10 protein-coding genes and 2 tRNA genes are annotated in these 16,616 nt (G+C 66.3%); 5 read left to right on the top strand and 7 right to left on the bottom strand.

Annotation, left to right across the window (positions count from 1 at the left end; genetic code table 11):
• Positions 1-3: 3 nt before the first annotated feature.
• Together ACTJKY_RS20340 and ACTJKY_RS20335 are read right to left on the bottom strand one after the other, a co-directional pair.
• A complete protein-coding gene (locus ACTJKY_RS20340; RefSeq protein ID WP_440847909.1) occupies positions 4-1,239 on the bottom strand; it encodes an MFS transporter in 1,236 nt (411 codons plus the stop codon).
• Between the two features lie 345 nt (positions 1,240-1,584).
• On the bottom strand, positions 1,585-2,481 hold the full coding sequence (locus ACTJKY_RS20335; protein WP_440847908.1) for a LysR substrate-binding domain-containing protein: 897 nt from the start codon (positions 2,479-2,481) through the stop codon (positions 1,585-1,587).
• Positions 2,482-2,659: 178 nt separating this feature from the next.
• On the opposite strand from ACTJKY_RS20335, the gene ACTJKY_RS20330 reads away from it, so the two are divergent.
• From ACTJKY_RS20330 to ACTJKY_RS20320, 3 genes are read left to right on the top strand one after another with little or no spacing between them, the layout of a single operon-like run.
• Positions 2,660-5,857, top strand: a complete 3,198-nt coding sequence (locus ACTJKY_RS20330; RefSeq protein WP_440847907.1) for an efflux RND transporter permease subunit — start codon at positions 2,660-2,662, stop codon at positions 5,855-5,857.
• A complete protein-coding gene (locus tag ACTJKY_RS20325; protein WP_440847906.1) occupies positions 5,850-6,992 on the top strand; it encodes an efflux RND transporter periplasmic adaptor subunit in 1,143 nt (380 codons plus the stop codon). The genes ACTJKY_RS20330 and ACTJKY_RS20325 overlap by 8 nt, the downstream gene beginning before the upstream one ends.
• On the top strand, positions 6,979-8,373 hold the full coding sequence (locus ACTJKY_RS20320; protein WP_440847905.1) for an efflux transporter outer membrane subunit: 1,395 nt from the start codon (positions 6,979-6,981) through the stop codon (positions 8,371-8,373). The genes ACTJKY_RS20325 and ACTJKY_RS20320 overlap by 14 nt, the downstream gene beginning before the upstream one ends.
• Before the next feature lie 81 nt (positions 8,374-8,454).
• Here the strand turns inward: ACTJKY_RS20320 and ACTJKY_RS20315 are convergent, their stop codons facing one another.
• The 4 genes from ACTJKY_RS20315 to ACTJKY_RS20300 all read right to left on the bottom strand — a co-directional run bounded on the left by ACTJKY_RS20315 (position 8,455) and on the right by ACTJKY_RS20300 (position 11,589).
• Positions 8,455-9,033, bottom strand: coding sequence for a PEPxxWA-CTERM sorting domain-containing protein (locus tag ACTJKY_RS20315; RefSeq protein WP_440847904.1), 579 nt, complete (start codon positions 9,031-9,033; stop codon positions 8,455-8,457).
• A 686-nt stretch (positions 9,034-9,719) separates the two neighbouring features.
• Positions 9,720-9,796, bottom strand: a tRNA-Pro gene (locus ACTJKY_RS20310).
• A gap of 69 nt (positions 9,797-9,865) precedes the next feature.
• Positions 9,866-9,941: transfer RNA gene (locus ACTJKY_RS20305), tRNA-Ile, on the bottom strand.
• A gap of 64 nt (positions 9,942-10,005) precedes the next feature.
• Positions 10,006-11,589, bottom strand: a complete 1,584-nt coding sequence (locus ACTJKY_RS20300) for a histidine kinase dimerization/phospho-acceptor domain-containing protein (protein WP_440847903.1) — start codon at positions 11,587-11,589, stop codon at positions 10,006-10,008.
• A 175-nt stretch (positions 11,590-11,764) separates the two neighbouring features.
• Between ACTJKY_RS20300 and ACTJKY_RS20295 the strand changes: the two genes are divergently transcribed.
• Positions 11,765-12,238, top strand: a complete 474-nt coding sequence (locus ACTJKY_RS20295; RefSeq protein WP_440847902.1) for an Lrp/AsnC family transcriptional regulator — start codon at positions 11,765-11,767, stop codon at positions 12,236-12,238.
• Positions 12,239-12,325: 87 nt separating this feature from the next.
• Here the strand turns inward: ACTJKY_RS20295 and ACTJKY_RS20290 are convergent, their stop codons facing one another.
• Entirely contained in the window at positions 12,326-13,612 is a 1,287-nt protein-coding gene (locus ACTJKY_RS20290) for a tetratricopeptide repeat protein (protein WP_440847901.1), read from the bottom strand.
• A 257-nt stretch (positions 13,613-13,869) separates the two neighbouring features.
• On the opposite strand from ACTJKY_RS20290, the gene gyrA reads away from it, so the two are divergent.
• Complete coding sequence (gene gyrA, locus ACTJKY_RS20285) at positions 13,870-16,614, top strand: DNA gyrase subunit A (protein ID WP_440847900.1); 2,745 nt, start codon at positions 13,870-13,872, stop codon at positions 16,612-16,614.
• Positions 16,615-16,616 lie beyond the last annotated feature (2 nt).

Below are 16,616 nucleotides of genomic sequence, written 5' to 3'. Positions count from 1 at the left end.
GGGTCAGTCGAGCACGATGCGGCGGACGTCGCCCAGGATGAAGATATAAGAAAAGGCACCGAGCAGCGCGACCCCGCCGATAAAGGCGAGCGCGTAGAAGAAGCTGCCGGTCACCGCCACGATGCCGCCCACCACCAGCGGTGTCACGATCCCGGCCAGATTGGCGGCAAGGTTGAACACGCCCCCGCTCACCCCCAGCATCCCCTCGGGCGCAAGATCGGATACCAGCGTCCAGCCGAGCGCCGCCATACCTTGCGCGAAGAAGGCGAGGCTGAGGATCGCGATGACCAGCGTGTCGCTCCGAACGAAATTGGCCGCGACGATGCTGGAGGCGAGCAGCAGCCCCAGGATGATCGGCAGCTTGCGCGCGACATTGGGCGACCGGCCGCGCGCCAGCATCCGGTCCGACCACCAACCGCCGAACAGCACCCCCACTGAGGCCGCGATGAACGGCGCGACCGCGAAGAAGCCGATCTTCAGCCAATCCATATGCCGCTCATTGGCAAGATAGGTCGGGAACCAGGTGAGGAAGAAGACCAAGGTCGAATTGCCGGCGAACTGGCCGAGGCAGATGCCCCACATCTGGCGAGTCTTGAGCAGGCGCCCGGCGGCGTTCCAGTCGAAGCGCTGGCGCGGCGGCTGGTCGAGCAATGCGCCACCTGCGACGATCGCATCGAGTTCGGCCTGGTTGGCGCGGCTCTCGCGTGGCTCCCGATAGTGTTTCCACCAGAGCAGCGCGAAGCCCAGCCCGATAGCGCCCGCCCCCACGAACAGTGATCGCCAGCCGAAATGCGCCATCGCCGCGAACAGCAGCGGGCTGAGAAACGCGAGCCCGATATACTCGCCCACCGTGTAGACACCGGTGGCGAAGGCGCGCTCGTTGCGCGGGAACCAAGTAGCCACCACGCGGCTGTTGGCCGGAAAGCAGGGGCTCTCCGCGACGCCCAGCGCCAATCGCAATCCGATCAGCCCGGTAATCCCGGTGACGAATGCCTGGCACAGCGTGAAGAGCGACCAGAAAGCGACGGAGAGGGTGTAGGTCAGCCGCGTCCCGAACCGATCGAGAAACGCGCCCCCGGGCACCTGCGCAGCGGCATAGGACCAACTGAAGGCGGAGAAGATCAAGCCCATCAGGGCGGGGTTGATACCCAATTCGCGGGTGAGCAGTGGCGCCGCAACGCCAAGGATCGTGCGATCGAGATAATTGATGAGGGTGCCGGTAGCGATAAGCCCCAGCATCACGTACCGCACGCGCGTCGCCCGGACGCCGCTCCCCCGATGGGACGAGACCATGACCGCTAATTCCCTCTCCCGGCGCGCTCCTGGCTGAAGCGTCGAAATCGTTATAGGAACTAGTTCGTATCAAAATCAACAGGCTTGGGGTCCGGATTTCGCGGCCCTGCGACGCGACATGGCTTTGCGGCTGTGCCAGCAGTCCGCCTCGCCATCGCTGAGCGCATTCGCCGCTCCAGTGGACCCGAGGCCAATACCCCCATTGAAACCTGTTCGCGGCGATCAAGACTGAGACCATCATCCTGCAGCGCTGCTAACTGGTATTCCCAATGATCTGAGTGCCCGCCGCTCTCAGACGACCGATGCCTCGCGCGTTACGATACCGAGGAAATTTCGGCAGGGCAGGCTCGCGTCCACGCTGAGATGGATCAGCCAGATCGAGGTGATCGATTCCGGATCGGCGAGCGGGCGATACGCCAGCCTGGCCGACTGCAGCGCGCAGAGCGATTCCGCGACGACGGCGACGCCGACGCCCGCCGCAACCATGCCCAGCAGCGTCGAGACCTCGCGAACCCGGTGCTCGATCCGAGGCTCGACGCCCACGCCGCGCAACATCCCCAGCAGTTCGTCGGTGAAGGTGGCGCCGTGCTCGCGGGCATAGACGATCATCGGCTCACCGCCGAGGTCGCGTAGCGTCACTTCCTTGTCGGCCAGCGGGTGATCGGGGCGCAGTGCCACGAACAGGCGTTCGCGCAGGATTGGCGTCACCGCGATGCCCTCCCCCATTTCCGGCCGACACTTGCTGCGGACGAAGCAGGCGTCGAGTGCATGGTCGGCCAGCGCGGTCAGCTGCGCCGAGCCGGCGACCTCGGTGAGGTTGAGCTTCACGTCCGGAAATGCCTGGCGGAAGGCGAAGATCGAACGGGCGATCATCGGCACGAAGGGCGCCGAGGCGTTGAAGCCCAGGTTGAGCTCTCCCAATTCGCCGCGGGCTGCGCGGTGGGCGATGTTGATCGCCCGCTCGGCCTGTTCCAGCGTCGCGCGTGCGGCGGGCAGGAAGGCAAGACCGGCGCTGGTGAGCTGCACGCTGCGACTGGTCCGATCGAACAGGCGAACGCCAAGCTCTGCCTCGAGCTGGCCGATCTGCTGGCTGAGCGGCGGCTGGGAAATGCCGAGCCGTGCAGCAGCGCGGGCGAAATGCAGTTCTTCGGCAACGCCGACAAAGTAGCGGAGATGGCGCAGTTCCATGGTTCGATACATACGAGATATCGATCATGCCGCAAACGATATTGGACGCGGATGGTTTTGCAGAGGCAGGGGAATGCTGCGGCTGCGAAACGGGAGCAGCGCCGCACTGTCAATCCGGAGTTTCCCTGATGCGCCTGGCCGCTCTCCATTCTTCTGACCTCCTCGGGCGGAGCCGCTCTTGATCGGGATCGTCCGCGTCGCGCTCACGCGACCGCTCACCTTCATCGTCATGGCTATTCTGATCCTGATCCTCGGCGTGCTCGCCGCGATCCGGACGCCCGTCGACATCTTTCCGGACATTCGCGTGCCGGTGATCGCGGTCGCCTGGCAGTATAGCGGCCTGTCGCCCGACGAGATGTCCGGGCGGATCGTCACGCCGTTCGAGCGCGTGCTGACCACTACCGTCAACGATATCGACCATGTCGAGAGTCAGTCGATGCAGGGCATCGGCGTGGTGAAGATCTATTTCCAGCCCGGCGCCGATATCCGCACCGCCACCGCGCAGGTGACGTCGATCTCGCAGACCGTGCTGCGCCAGCTGCCGCCGGGCATCACCCCGCCGCTGATCCTCAACTATAACGCGTCGACCGTGCCAATCCTCCAGCTCGCGCTGTCGGGCAAGGGCATGTCCGAGGGCCAGCTGTTCGATACCGCGCAGAACCAGGTGCGGCCGCCGCTCGTCACCGTGCCGGGCGCCGCCATTCCCTACCCGTCGGGCGGGCGCCAGCGCCAGGTGCAGATCGACCTCGATCCGCAGGCGCTGCAATCCAAGGGCCTGTCGGCGCAGGATGTCGGCAATGCGATCGCCGCGCAGAACCAGATCAATCCCGCCGGCTTCGCCAAGATCGGCGGCTATCAGTACAGCATCAAGCTCAACAACGCGCCGGGATCGATCGACGAGCTGAACGCGCTGCCCGTGAAGGTGGTCAACGGCGCGACGATCTACATGCGCGACGTCGCCCATGTCCGCGACGGCTCCGCACCGCAGACCAACGTGGTGCATGTCGACGGCGCGCGCTCGGTGCTGATGACGGTGCTCAAGAGCGGCGCGACCTCCACCCTGGCGATCGTCCAGGGCATCAAGGATGCGCTGCCCAAGGCCACCGCGACGCTGCCCGGCCTGAAGGTCGCGGCGATCGGCGACCAGTCGCTGTTCGTGAAGGCCGCGGTCGAAGGCGTGATCAAGGAAGGCGTGATCGCCGCGGGCCTCACCTCGCTGATGATCCTGCTGTTCCTGGGTTCGTGGCGTTCCACAGTGATCATCGCGATCTCGATCCCGCTGGCGATCCTGGCGGCGATCATCGCGCTGTCGGCGACCGGCAACACGCTCAACATCATGACGCTGGGCGGGCTCAGCCTCGCGGTCGGCATCCTGGTCGACGACGCGACGGTGACGATCGAGAACATCAACTGGCACCTGGAGCAGGGCAAGTCGGTCAAGGACGCGATCCTCGACGGCGCGGCGCAAATCGTGACGCCGGCCTTCGTCTCGCTGCTGTGCATCTGCATCGTGTTCGTGCCGATGTTCTTCCTGCCGGGCATTGCGGGCTTCCTGTTCGTGCCGCTGGCGCTGTCGGTGGTGTTCGCGATGATCGCGTCGTTCCTGCTGTCGCGCACGCTGGTGCCGACCATGGCGATGTTCCTGCTCAAGCCGCATGCGCCGGGGCATGGCCACGAGGCGGGCACGCCGGGTTCGCGCAATCCGCTGGTGCGCTTCCAGCGCGGGTTCGAGCATCGCTTCGAGAAGATCCGTACCGGCTATGGCGGGCTGCTGCAAAAGGCGCTCGCCACGCCGCGGCCGTTCATCCTCGCCTTCATCCTGGTGATCGCGGTGACCCTGTTCCTGGTGCCGCTGCTCGGGCAGAACTTCTTCCCGAACGTTGATGCGGGCGCGATGGCGATCCATGTCCGCGCGCCGGTCGGCTCGCGGATCGAGGATACCTCGGCGCAGTTCGACCGGATCGAGCGCACCATCCGCGGCGTGATCCCGGCCGACGAGCTGGTCTCGCTGGTCGACAATATCGGCCTGCCGGTCAGCGCGATCAACACGACCTACAACAACTCCGGCACCGTCGGCCCGCAGGACGGCGACATCCTGATCCAGCTCAGTAAGGATCACGCGCCGACCGCTGACTATGTGAAGAAGCTGCGCGAGTTGCTCCCCAAGGCCTATCCGGGCACCCAGTTCGCTTTCCTGCCGGCGGACATCACCAGCCAGATCCTCAACTTCGGCGCGCCGGCGCCGATCGACATCCAGGTCTCCGGCCGCGATGCGGATGCCAATGCCGCCTATGCCCGCAAGATCCTGCGCCGGATCAGCACGATCGGCGGCGTGGCGGACGCGCGCATCCAGCAATCGTCGCGCTACCCGCAGCTCGACGTGAACGTCGATCGCAGCCGCATCGGGCAGTTCGGCCTGACCGAGCGCGACGTGACCACCAGCGTCGCCAGCTCGCTCGCCGGCACCTCGCAGACCGCGCCGGTCTTCTACCTGAACCCGGAGAACGGCGTGTCCTATGCGGTGGTCGCGCAGACGCCGGAATATCGCGTCGGCTCGATCAGCGATCTCGCCAACCTGCCCGTCACGGGCACGAGCGGCGGCGCCAGCCAAGTGCTCGGCGGCATCGGCAACATCCAGCGCAGCAACGCCGCCGCGGTGATCTCGCACTACAACATCAACCCCGTCATCGACATCTTCGCGACGCCGAACGGGCGCGATCTCGGCGCGGTCTCGGCCGATATCGGCAAGGTGCTCGAGCAGCTGAAGGGCGAAGCGCCCAAGGGCGTCACCGTCACCATGCGCGGCCAATATGCCACGATGAACAGCGCCTTTTACGGCCTGGGCTTCGGGCTCATCGGCGCGGTGGTGCTGATCTACCTGCTCACCGTGGTGAACTTCCAGAGCTGGCTCGATCCGTTCGTGATCATCACCGCACTGCCCGGCGCCATCGCCGGCATCATCTGGATGCTGTTCACCACTGGGACCACCCTGTCGGTGCCGGCGCTCACCGGCGCGATCATGTGCATGGGCGTGGCGACCGCGAACTCGATCCTGGTGGTCAGCTTCGCCCGCGAACGGCTCGCCGAGCTCGGCGACGCCACTGCCGCCGCGATGGAGGCGGGCCTGGTCCGCTTCCGCCCGGTGCTGATGACCGCGCTGGCGATGATCATCGGCATGCTGCCCATGGCGATCGGCTTCGGCGAGGGCGGCGAACAGAATGCTCCCCTCGGCCGTGCGGTGATCGGCGGCCTGATCGTCGCCACCTTTGCGACGCTGATGTTCGTCCCCGTGATCTTCAGCCTCGTCCACAAGCGCAAGGCAGGCGTCGCCCCCGCCGACGGCCGGCCCATTCCATTGGAGGAATTGCATGTCTGAGAACGGCAACGGCCGACTCAAAATCGTCGCGGCCGTCGCGGGTTTCGTCGCGATCGGCGCGGTTGCCACCGGCATCGTGACGCGCGCCAATTCCGAGCGCAGCCTCACCACCTGGACCGCCGAGCAGGCGGTGCCGAGCGTCAGCGTGATCCACCCCACGCTCGCCGCGGCGAGCGATGCACTGCGCCTGCCCGCAAACCTGCAGGCGCTCAACAGCGCGCCGATATATGCCCGCACCACTGGCTATGTCCGCCGCTGGCTCGTCGATCTGGGCGATCCGGTGCGGCGCGGCCAGGTGCTGGCGATCCTCGACGCCCCCGATGTCGAGCAGCAGCTCGCCGCCGCCCGCGCCGACCTGCAGACCGCCCGCGCCAACCAGCAGCTCGCCCAGACGACCGCGACCCGGTGGAGCGCCATGCTCGCCAAGGATGCAGTGTCGAAGCAGGAAGCCGACGAGAAGCAGGGCGATCTTGCCGCCAAGTCGGCGCTAACCAATGCGGCGCGCGCCAATGTCGCGCGGCTCCAGGCGCTGACCGGCTTCACGCGGCTGGTCGCGCCGTTCGACGGCGTCGTCACCAGCCGCTCGACCCAGATCGGCGCGCTGGTCGTGGCGGGCAATGCCAGTTCCACGCCGCTCTTCACCGTCGCCGATGTCAGCCGGATCCGCGCCTATGTGAAGGTGCCCCAGGCCTATTCGCAGCAGATCCATCCGGGCATGGAAGTCGATCTTTCGCTCCCGGAATTCCCCGACCGAAGCTTCAAGGCGACGCTGACCCGCACCGCCGACGCCATCGACCCCGCCTCGGGCACGGTGCTGGTCGAGGTGCAGGCCGCCAATGGCGACCGCGCGCTGAAGCCGGGCTCCTATGCGCAGGCGAGCTTTCCGCTCAAGGGCGGTGGCAACGCCGTCACCTTGCCGCCGAGCGCGCTGATCATCGGGTCCAAGGGCACGCAGGTCGCCGTGCTCGGCAGTGACGGCAAGGCGCAGCTCCGCACCGTCACGCTCGGCCGCGACGAGGGCAAGGTGGTGGAGGTGATCGCCGGTCTCTCGCCGAACGACCGCGTGATCGACAATCCGCCGGACTCGCTGCAGACCGGCGACCCGGTCAAGGTGATCGCCAATGCACGCAAGTAAGGGCGCGCTCGTCGCGGCCACGGCACTCGGCCTTTCCGCCTGCTCCATGGCACCTGACTATCATCGGCCCGAGGTCGTGGCGGCCCCCGCCTACAAGGAAGCCGGCCCGTGGCAGACGGCCGGGTCGAACGTGCCGGCCGCGGGCAAATGGTGGGAGATCTTCGGCGATCCGGCCCTGAACGGGCTGGAGCAGCGGATCGAGGCGGGCAGCCCGAATCTTGCCGCAGCCGTCGCGCGCTATGACCAGGCCGAGGCGCTGGTACGCCGAAGCCGATCGGAACTGCTGCCCCAAGTCGGGATCGCGGCCGATGTGGAGCGGGACCGCGTTTCCGCCGCCCGGCCCAATTCGCCGGGCACAGCCGCGACTTACACCAACAAGCAGATCGGCGCCTCGCTCAGCTACGAGCTGGACCTGTTCGGCCGCATTTGGAACACCGTGCAGGCGAACCGGGCGAATGCGCAGGCAAGCGCGTCCGATGTCGCAGGCGTGCGGCTCGGGCTGCAGGCGCAGCTCGCCTCGGTCTATTTCGACATGCGCGGGCTCGATGCGCGGACCGTGCTGCTGCGGGAAACCGTGGCAGCCTTCCAGCGCGCCTATGACCTGACCGATACCCGCCACAGCGGCGGCATTGCTTCCGGGATTGACGTCAGCCGTGCCCAAAGCCAGCTGGCCAGCGCCAAGGCCGAGCTGGACGCAGTCGCTGCCGATCGTGCGCGCGACGAGCACGCCATCGCGGTGCTGGTCGGCGAGAGCCCGTCTACCTTCGCTATTCCGGTGGTCGACACGCTGATCGCCCCGCCCGCCATCCCCGCATCGCTGCCGTCGACCTTGCTCGAGCGCCGCCCCGACATTGCCGCGGCCGAGCGTCGTGTGGCCGCTGCCAATGCGCAGATCGGCGTGGCGCGGGCGGCGCTGTTCCCGAACCTCACACTGGGAGGCGCTGCCGGGTTCGAGGCAGCGAATGTCGGCCTGCTGCGCAGCGACAACAGCTTCTGGGCACTCGGCCCACTATCGGCCGCGCTGTCGATCTTCGACGGGGGTGCGCGGCGGGCGAATGTCCGCATCTCGCGCGCCCAGTATGACGAGGCCGCCGCCACGTACCGCGCGACGGTGCTGACCGCCTTTCGCGAGGTGGAGGACGATCTCGCGACCGGGCGCCATCTGATCGACCAGGAACGTAACCAGCGCGATGCCGCCGCCGCCGCCGAGCGCACGCGAGACCTGGCGATGACCCGCTATCGCGACGGCGCCGCCGATTTCCTGGAAGTCACGATCGCGCAGACCGCCGCGCTGGATGCGCAGCGGGCGCTTCTCACGATCCAGGCAAGCCAGTTGGCCGTGGCCACCGACACGATCCGAGCCTTGGGCGGGCTGTACTGAAGCGCCCTGCCCGCTTTCCACATACAAAAAGGGCGGCACCGTCACCGGTACCGCCCTTTCCGTAACAAGGTTCGACGCCAATTAGGCGGCGGCAACCTTCGCGCTGGCGCGACGACGACGCACTGCAGCACCGGCCATGCCGGCACCCGCGATCATCATGCCCCAGGTAGCGGGCTCGGGGATCGGGCTCGGCGGCGACGCGAAGCTGAAGCTTCCCGACACGTCCGAATTCGCGCCACCGGCCTGGTTGAAGGTGAAGGCAACCGAGGCCTTGCCCTTCTCGAAGCCCGACGCGGTGGTCGGGGTGAAGTCACCGAGCGTGTAGATGGTGACGAAGTTCAGGCCCGTGGTGACCTTCGCGACCTGGCCGGCGAACGAGCCGAACACGCCGGAGAACGTCACGTTGGAGCCCTGGGTCGCCGTGACCGACGAGGCCTCGAACGCCGTGAACACGTTGACCGACGACAGGTCGCCGCTCGAACCCAGCACAGCGGCGCCGCCGTTGCTGAACGTGGTATCAGCACCGATCGTAGCGGTGCTGCTCTTAACATTGACCAGACCAGCCGAGAAACCGCCGATGATGGTCGCCGCCGAAGCGGTGGCCGGGGCTGCAACCGCAACGGTCGCAGCAGCCAGCAGGGTGAGAACACGGTTACGCATAGAACCCCCTAATGGTTAACACACCGACGGAATGCCGGCAGCGCCCTACTCCACGGAAAATCCTGCCCCGTCAATCACAATATACAAAAAATGCCCCATTCAGAAACACTGGCACCGTTAATCCCCTCCGAATAAAGGATATGCGCGACGGGAATCGAGGCTTCGCGTCAACTTTTCACAATTTTACGGAGGATCTCGGCCCACCCATATTACGGCTAAACATAGCCGTTAACGGGTCACCGCAAGATTTAATTCTATATATGCAAATTATGCGAAGTTATTACTTGATCATTGAAGAGCTTCATCAAGCAATACCATAGATCGCGCACAGCGATGTGAGGCGTATATTCAACGCCAGTCCTTAACACGCTATTAACTATTTTGTTCCCCGCAAGCGCCCGCTTTTTCGCAAGCGCAGCACGAGCCAGAACCGCAGCGAATAGATGGAGAAAAACGCAAGGATTCGCTGCAGCTGCGAAGCAGAGTTTAGATGCAGGGCAGCAAGTGCTGGTGTGCGTTCACGGCTTCGACAAGGGCAACGCCGCACTGGAACAAATGCGCCCACAAGCAGCGCGCGCGGAGCAGCGACACCTTTTCGCCCGGTGGCGTCGTCGCCAGCGATCTGCACCCACTGCAGCGCGGGTGCGGCGTGACGCCCATGGGACCTGTATGATGTTTTTGAAGGATGGTCGGGGAGACAGGATTCGAACCTGCGACCCTCTGGTCCCAAACCAGATGCGCTACCAGACTGCGCCACTCCCCGACGAACCGCCGCGCTTAGAGCGTCCGCACCGCGGACACAAGGCCCCGCAACGCAGGCCAAGCGACACGCTGGTGGGCCCGGCAGGACTCGAACCCGCAACCTAGCCGTTATGAGCGGCCAGCTCTAACCATTGAGCTACAGGCCCCCAGCGCCGGCATGCCCTAGCGGAGCCCCCGCCCAGGCTGCAAGCCCAAGCAGCGTTGTCGCGGTCAGTTCTGTTGCACCTGCTCGCGTGTACCCGGCGCTGCGGCGGGCAAGCGCAGGGTGAGCAGATCGGGCGCGATCACCAGGCCGCCGCCCAGCTCGCGCGCCAGGTTCCGCGCCAGGCGAAGCGCGAATCCGGTGCCGAGCAGGGTCCCGTCCTCATCCTGCTCGTCGTCGATTCCCAGGACCGCTTCGCCGGGATACTGGCCGAGCGCCTGGGGCCGCGCGATCCGGATCGCGACGTGCCGTTCGCCGTCCTGTGCGAAACGGAGCTGCAGCCGCTCGCCCTGCCCCGTGGCGGAAGCCAGCGTTGCCAGCAGCCGGGCGAGCAGCCGCTCTATCGCTCGGCGATCGCCCGAAACGATCATGTCCTCCTCGGGCAGCAGGATCGCCGAGCCGCGCAGGGTCAGCAATTCGCCGAGATCTGCAACGATGGCGGCCAGCAGTGGGCGCAGCGCCACCCGTCCTTGACCCAGCGACAGCGCTGCACTCTCGATCCGGGCAGCCAGATCGAGGTCGTCGATCGCGCCGAGCAGCTCGCGCGCCTGGGCGCGGATTACCGCGGCTCGATCACGATAGGGCTCAGCCACCGGACCCAGCATCTGCGTCTCGATCATCTCTGCAAAGCCGGCGATCGCATTGGTCGGCGTGCGCAGTTCGTGGACGATCTGGCGGAGTGCGTCGGCTTCGATCGGCGGGCGCACGGGTTCGGCCCGCTCGTCGGCGCGGGGGCGCCTTGCGGTGCCGCGATAGCCGGTGAAGCGGCCGGTGATCGGTTCGAACGCCGGCAGCGCAGAGACCAGCCAGTCCCCCGCTGCATCCGATTCGCCCTCGATCGTCAGGCGGGCATTGGTAAAGCCGGCACGCCGCCGGAAGGCCCCCGCCGCAACGCCGTCGAGCCGGCTGCCGCGGGCGAGCCCCTGCAAGTCGAGCGAAAGGCCGATCACCGGCGGCCGGCTGACGCCGTCCACCCAGCGCACCACGCCCGCCGCATCGGTTTCGAAGCGAAAATTGCGCGCACGCTCGCTGCCCGACACCGCCGCCTTGGCAGCGTCGCGATCGCGGTGATAGGCCTCGATCCGCGCGACCAGATCGGCAACGGCGAATAGCCCCTCGGGCTCGCCGTCTTCCGGTGCGCGGCCGGTATCGCCACGCTGGTCCGCCAGGACGAAATCGACCGCACCGAAGCTCTCCAGCGCGCGAGCAACGCCCGGCGGCAGATCGCGCCGATTGCGCAAGACATGCCGCGCGCCGGGCGCCAGCGCCGGCAGCAGCGCGATCCATTCGTGCTCGGACATCTTCGCCTCGCGCAGGATCGGCACCGCGACGCTGAGATCGTCGATCGCGAGAAGCCGCACCAGGTCGGCCGGCGGCTGCGCACCTTCCAGCGCGCGCGCGCTCGCCGCGCGTACGGTCAGCGGCACCGAATCGCGTATGGAGTCGAGCGCCTCGAGGGCCCGTGGCTCCGCCGACACCCGGCCGCGGCCCAGCAGATCAACCAGTTGGCGCCACGCTAGCGGCGCGCCGGTGGCCGAGCGCAGGTCACCGGCCAGCACCGTCTCCAGCGTATCGTCAAAGCGCAGCGGCAACGCCGTCGTCCCCCAAGGTCCAATCACTCACGATGTGTTCATACCGCCATGCAAGGCATGGTGGAAACAGTCCATTTCGGCACGTCGCAATGTGGGACAATTGCGTTGAAGCGTAATTTTATTATGCTAGGAAGCGCCGATAAGAAACGAACCCACGCAGGAGCCCCAGAAAAAAATGCGATTCGACGAGATCGACGTCCGTATCCTCGGATTACTCCAGGAAAATGGCCGCATGACCAATGTCGAGCTTGCCGAGAGGGTCGGGCTCACCGCCCCGCCCTGCCTGCGCCGCGTTCGCGCGCTGGAACAGGAAGGTGCGATCAAGGGGTACCATGCCGCGCTCGATCCGAGCGCGCTTGGCTATAACCTCACCGTCTTCGCGATGGTGAGCCTGAAAAGTCAAGCCGAAAGCGATCTCCGTGCCTTCGAGCAGCTCGTCGCCGAGATCCCCGAAGTGCGCGAATGCCACATGCTGAACGGCGAGATCGACTTCATCCTGAAGATCGTCGCACCCGACCTGCAGAGCTTCCAGACCATCCTTACGACGCGGCTGACCACCGCCCCCAATGTCGAGCACGTCAAAACGTCGCTCACCATCCGCACCGCCAAGGCGTTGCCCGGCGTGCCGGTGCCCGACTTCCAGGGCTGACAGCCTGATCGAGTGACGCCCAGCCGGCACAAAAAAAGGGGCGGTCCGGCGGGACCGCCCCTTTTCTTTTGGCAGGCGCCAGAGCGATCAGGAAAGCGCCGGCAGGTCCAGCGCCACCATCCACAGCGCCGCGAGGTCGACCGCCGGAGCAGCCTTGACCTGGCCGAAGCCGGTGCGCGCCTCGTCCTTGCGGCCGAGATTGTACAGGGCGATGCCGCGGTGCAGGTTGACGTCGTCGGTAGCGACGCCGCCCTTCTGCAGCGCCATGTCGTACAGCTCCACGGCCTTGGCATAGTCGCCCGAGGCGAGGAAAGCGTCGCCGGTCTGCGCCGCCATCTTGCCGTTGGCAGCCGCCTGCGACTGCTTAATCAACGGGGTGAGCGAGCCTTCCGACTTCGACTTGGTCTGCGCCGAGGCATAGACGCGGGCAATGTCGGCGTTGCCGGTCGGCAGCTTGCCGTCAGCACGACCTTCGTCGATCACCTTCACCGCTTCCCAGGGAAGACCGGCAGCGTTCACCGATTCGGCATAGTCGAGATAGTCGTTCTGGTCGGCCAGCACCTTGGTGGTGCGCAGCAGGCGATAGAGATCGATGCGCTGCGCCGCGGTGAGGCGACCGCCCGCCTGGTCCGCGCTGCCGCGCATCACCAGCACGCCCCAGCGCCAGTTCTGCTTGGTCGGATACTCGGCGATCATCTTCTTCATCCACTCCGCGGTCGCGGCGCGGTTGCCCGTCGCGTAGACCCGCGGGATGGCAAACTGGTACCAGGCGACCGGCGGCTTCTGGCCGGTGGCCTTCACTGCCTGGATCGCGCGATCCACTTCGGCGACGGATTCGGCCGGCTTGCCGGTTGCCGCATAGGCATTGGCGAGCGCGATCGAGACGTCGAAGTCGTTGTTGCCGGCTTCCCGCGCCTTGGTGAGGCCGTCGATCGCTTCCGGATACTTCTTTTCGTTCAGCGCCTGGTTGCCGATGATCGTGTAATATTGGCGCTTGTAGATCGGCAGCTCGTTCGCCGGGGTGCGCGGGCTGGCGATCAGGATCGGCAGCGTCTTGGTGAGGCCGGCCAGATCGTTCTGGCCGATCTGCACGCGGGAGCGCAGATAGGCGGCATAATATTTCTCGTCATCGTTCTGGGCAGCCTGGTCCAGCGCGTCGAGCGCAGGCGTAGCAGCGGCCCAGTTCTTCGCCTGCACGGCGTCCATCGCCGGCTGAGCGGCCTTACGGAAGGCATCGCCTACCTTCAGCGCGTTGGGATCTTCCTTCGCGGCGGCGCCCTTCTTGTCCTTCTGGGCCAGCGCCGGCGTCGACACCAGCGCGGTGGAACCCAGCGCAAGCATGGCAGTCAGCGCAAGCTTCGAAACAACCTTCATGTGAAACTCTCCTCGTCGGCCATGCGGCGTCACGTCATCCTCTAAAGGCGCCCTGTACACCATTCAAGCGCGCTTGCCGTGCTAGAAGCACGCTGAACCACGATTGAATAAGCGCCATTGCGGTGCGGAAACGTTTAGCCTCTGACTTGGCTCCCATGCTCCCCACGCGCGCACGTACGCGCGGGCGCGGGGTTGGCAGGAGGCATGCGGACGGCTAGAGCCATCGCAGCGTAACAAAAACCCGAAAGTCTGTTGCATTGACCGACGAGACCCTGCTCGCCGACCCTTCCGACATTACCCCGATCTCGATCGTCGACGAGATGAAGACCTCGTACCTCGATTACGCGATGAGCGTGATCGTGGCGCGCGCCCTGCCCGACGTTCGTGACGGCCTGAAGCCCGTCCACCGCCGCATCCTCTATGCAGCGCAGGAAGGCGGCTATGTCGCCGGACGGCCCTATCGCAAGTCCGCCCGCCTGGTCGGTGACGTTATGGGTAAATACCACCCGCACGGCGACAGCTCGATCTACGACGCAATGGCCCGCATGGCCCAGGACTGGGCGATGCGCGTGCCGCTGATCGACGGCCAGGGCAATTTCGGCTCGATGGACCCGGATCCGCCCGCCGCGATGCGCTACACCGAAGCGCGCCTCGCCCGCGTGGCGACGGCGCTGCTCGACGATATCGAGAAGGACACGGTAGACTTCGTGCCGAACTATGACGGTTCGGAAAGCGAGCCGTCGGTCCTCCCTGCCCGCTTCCCCAACCTTCTGGTCAACGGCGCGGGCGGCATCGCGGTCGGCATGGCGACCAACATTCCGCCGCACAATCTCGGCGAAGTGATCAACGCGTGCCTGGCGTATATCGACAACGGCGCGGTCACGCTCGAAGAGCTGATGGAGCTGGTGCCGGGTCCGGACTTTCCGACCGGCGCGGTAATTCTCGGCCGCTCCGGCTGCCGCTCGGCCTATCAGACCGGCCGCGGCTCGATCCTGGTGCGCTCGCGCCACGAATTCGAGCAGCGCGGAGAGCGCCGTTCGATCGTGCTCACCGAAATCCCCTACCAGCAGGGCAAGAACGCTCTCGTTGAGAAGATCGCCGAGGCCGCCAAGGAAAAGCGGATCGAAGGCGTCTCGGACATTCGCGACGAAAGCTCGCGCGAGGGTGTCCGCATCGTCATCGACCTGCGTCGCGACGCGACGCCCGAGGTGGTGCTCAACCAGATCTGGCGGAACACGCCCGCGCAGTCGAGCTTCCCGGCCAACATGCTCGCGATCCGCGGCGGCCGCCCGGAACTGCTCAACCTGCGCGACATCATCGAGGCCTTCGTCAAGTTCCGCGAGGAGGTCATCACCCGCCGCTCGAAGTTCGAGCTGGCCAAGGCGCGCGACCGTGCGCACATCTTGCTCGGCCTGGTGATCGCGGTCACCAACCTGGACGAGATGGTCCGCATCATCCGCGGTTCGTCGAGCCCGGCCGCCGCGCGCGAAGCCCTGCTCGCCCGCGAATGGCCGATTGCCGAGATCGCGCCCTATATCCGCCTGGTCGAAGCGGTGGACACCGAAGTGACCGGCGACAGCTATCGCCTGTCCGACACCCAGGTTCGCGCGATCCTCGACCTGCGCCTGCACCGCCTCACCGCGCTTGGCCGTGACGAGATCGGCGACGAGCTCAAGGAACTCGCCGATTCGATCGCCGAGCTGCTCGAGATCCTCGGCAATCGCGCCAAGCTCTACGAAGTGCTGCGCGGCGAGCTGGTGCTGATCCGCGACACCTATGCCACCCCGCGCAAGACCGAGATCGCCGCTGCCGCCGACGGCATCGACGACGAGGACCTGATCGAGCGCGAGGACATGGTCGTCACCGTCACGGTCCAGGGCTATATCAAGCGCACCCCGCTCGACGCCTTCCGCGCACAGGCGCGCGGCGGCAAGGGCCGCGCCGGCATGGCGACCAAGGACGAGGACGCGATCACCGAGCTGTTCGTCACCTCGACGCACACCCCGGTGCTGTTCTTCTCCACCCTCGGTCGCGTCTATCGCATGAAGGTCTGGCGCCTGCCCGAGGGCGGCCCCGCCACCCGCGGCCGGCCGATGATCAACCTGCTGCCGCTCGCCAATGGCGAGACCATCTCCACCGTGCTCCCGCTGCCGGAGGATGAGGAGGAATGGGCGAACCTCCATGTGATGTTCGCCACCGCCAAGGGCAATGTGCGGCGGAACAGCATGGACCTGTTCACCAACGTGCCCTCGAACGGCAAGATCGCGATGAAGTTCGAAGGCGAGGACGAGGACGATCGCCTGATCGGCGTCGCGCTGCTCAACGAGGGCGACGACGTGCTGCTGGCGACCCGCGCCGGCAAGGCGATCCGCTTCCCGGGCGAGGATGTCCGCGCCTTCCAGAGCCGAGCCTCCACCGGCGTCCGCGGCATGCGGCTGGCCGATGGCGACCAGGTGATGTCGCTGTCGATCCTCCATCGCTCCGGCGCGAGCCAGGAAGAGCGCGACACCTATCTCCGCTTCGCCCCCTGGAAGGGCGAGCGCGAGGGCGAGTGCGAGCTGCCGGCCGAGCAATACGAGGAGATGAAGGACCGCGAGCAGTTCATCCTCACCGTCTGCGCCAATGGCTATGGCAAGCTCAGCTCGGCCTATGAATATCGGCGCACCGGCCGTGGCGGCCAGGGCATCACCAACATCGACAACATCGCCCGCAACGGGCCGGTGGTGGCGAGCTTCCCGGCGACCAAGGGCCATCAGCTGATGCTCGTCACAGATCAGGCCAAGATGATCCGCATGTCGCTGGGCGACCTGCGCGTCATCGGCCGCAATTCGGCGGGCGTGCGCCTGTTCAACGTCGCGGCAAACGAGCATGTCGTCTCGGCGGCACGCATCGAGGAAACCGAGGAGGAGGCCGAGGTGAACCTGGCCGACGGCGCGGTGGCCGGCGAAGCGACGCCCGATGCAGTGCCGGGCGAAGACCTCGCCGATGGCGGGGAGGCCTGAGT

It is taken from the genome of Sphingomonas sp. 22176 (assembly GCF_052045505.1).
Classification (GTDB): domain Bacteria; phylum Pseudomonadota; class Alphaproteobacteria; order Sphingomonadales; family Sphingomonadaceae; genus Sphingomonas.
The sequence above is the reverse complement of the archived record's forward strand: the minus strand, read 5'-3'. Positions and strand labels throughout refer to the sequence as shown.

Bases quoted from the DNA above. Each gene is read 5' to 3' on its own strand.
- ACTJKY_RS20325 (WP_440847906.1), top strand. From the start codon at position 5,850: ATGTCTGAGAACGGCAACGGCCGACTCAAAATCGTCGCGGCCGTCGCG.
- ACTJKY_RS20340 (WP_440847909.1), bottom strand. From the start codon at position 1,239: ATGCTGGGGCTTATCGCTACCGGCACCCTCATCAATTATCTCGATCGC.
- ACTJKY_RS20290 (WP_440847901.1), bottom strand. From the start codon at position 13,612: ATGAAGGTTGTTTCGAAGCTTGCGCTGACTGCCATGCTTGCGCTGGGT.
- ACTJKY_RS20335 (WP_440847908.1), bottom strand. From the start codon at position 2,481: ATGGAACTGCGCCATCTCCGCTACTTTGTCGGCGTTGCCGAAGAACTG.
- ACTJKY_RS20315 (WP_440847904.1), bottom strand. From the start codon at position 9,033: ATGCGTAACCGTGTTCTCACCCTGCTGGCTGCTGCGACCGTTGCGGTT.
- ACTJKY_RS20320 (WP_440847905.1), top strand. From the start codon at position 6,979: ATGCACGCAAGTAAGGGCGCGCTCGTCGCGGCCACGGCACTCGGCCTT.
- ACTJKY_RS20295 (WP_440847902.1), top strand. From the start codon at position 11,765: ATGCGATTCGACGAGATCGACGTCCGTATCCTCGGATTACTCCAGGAA.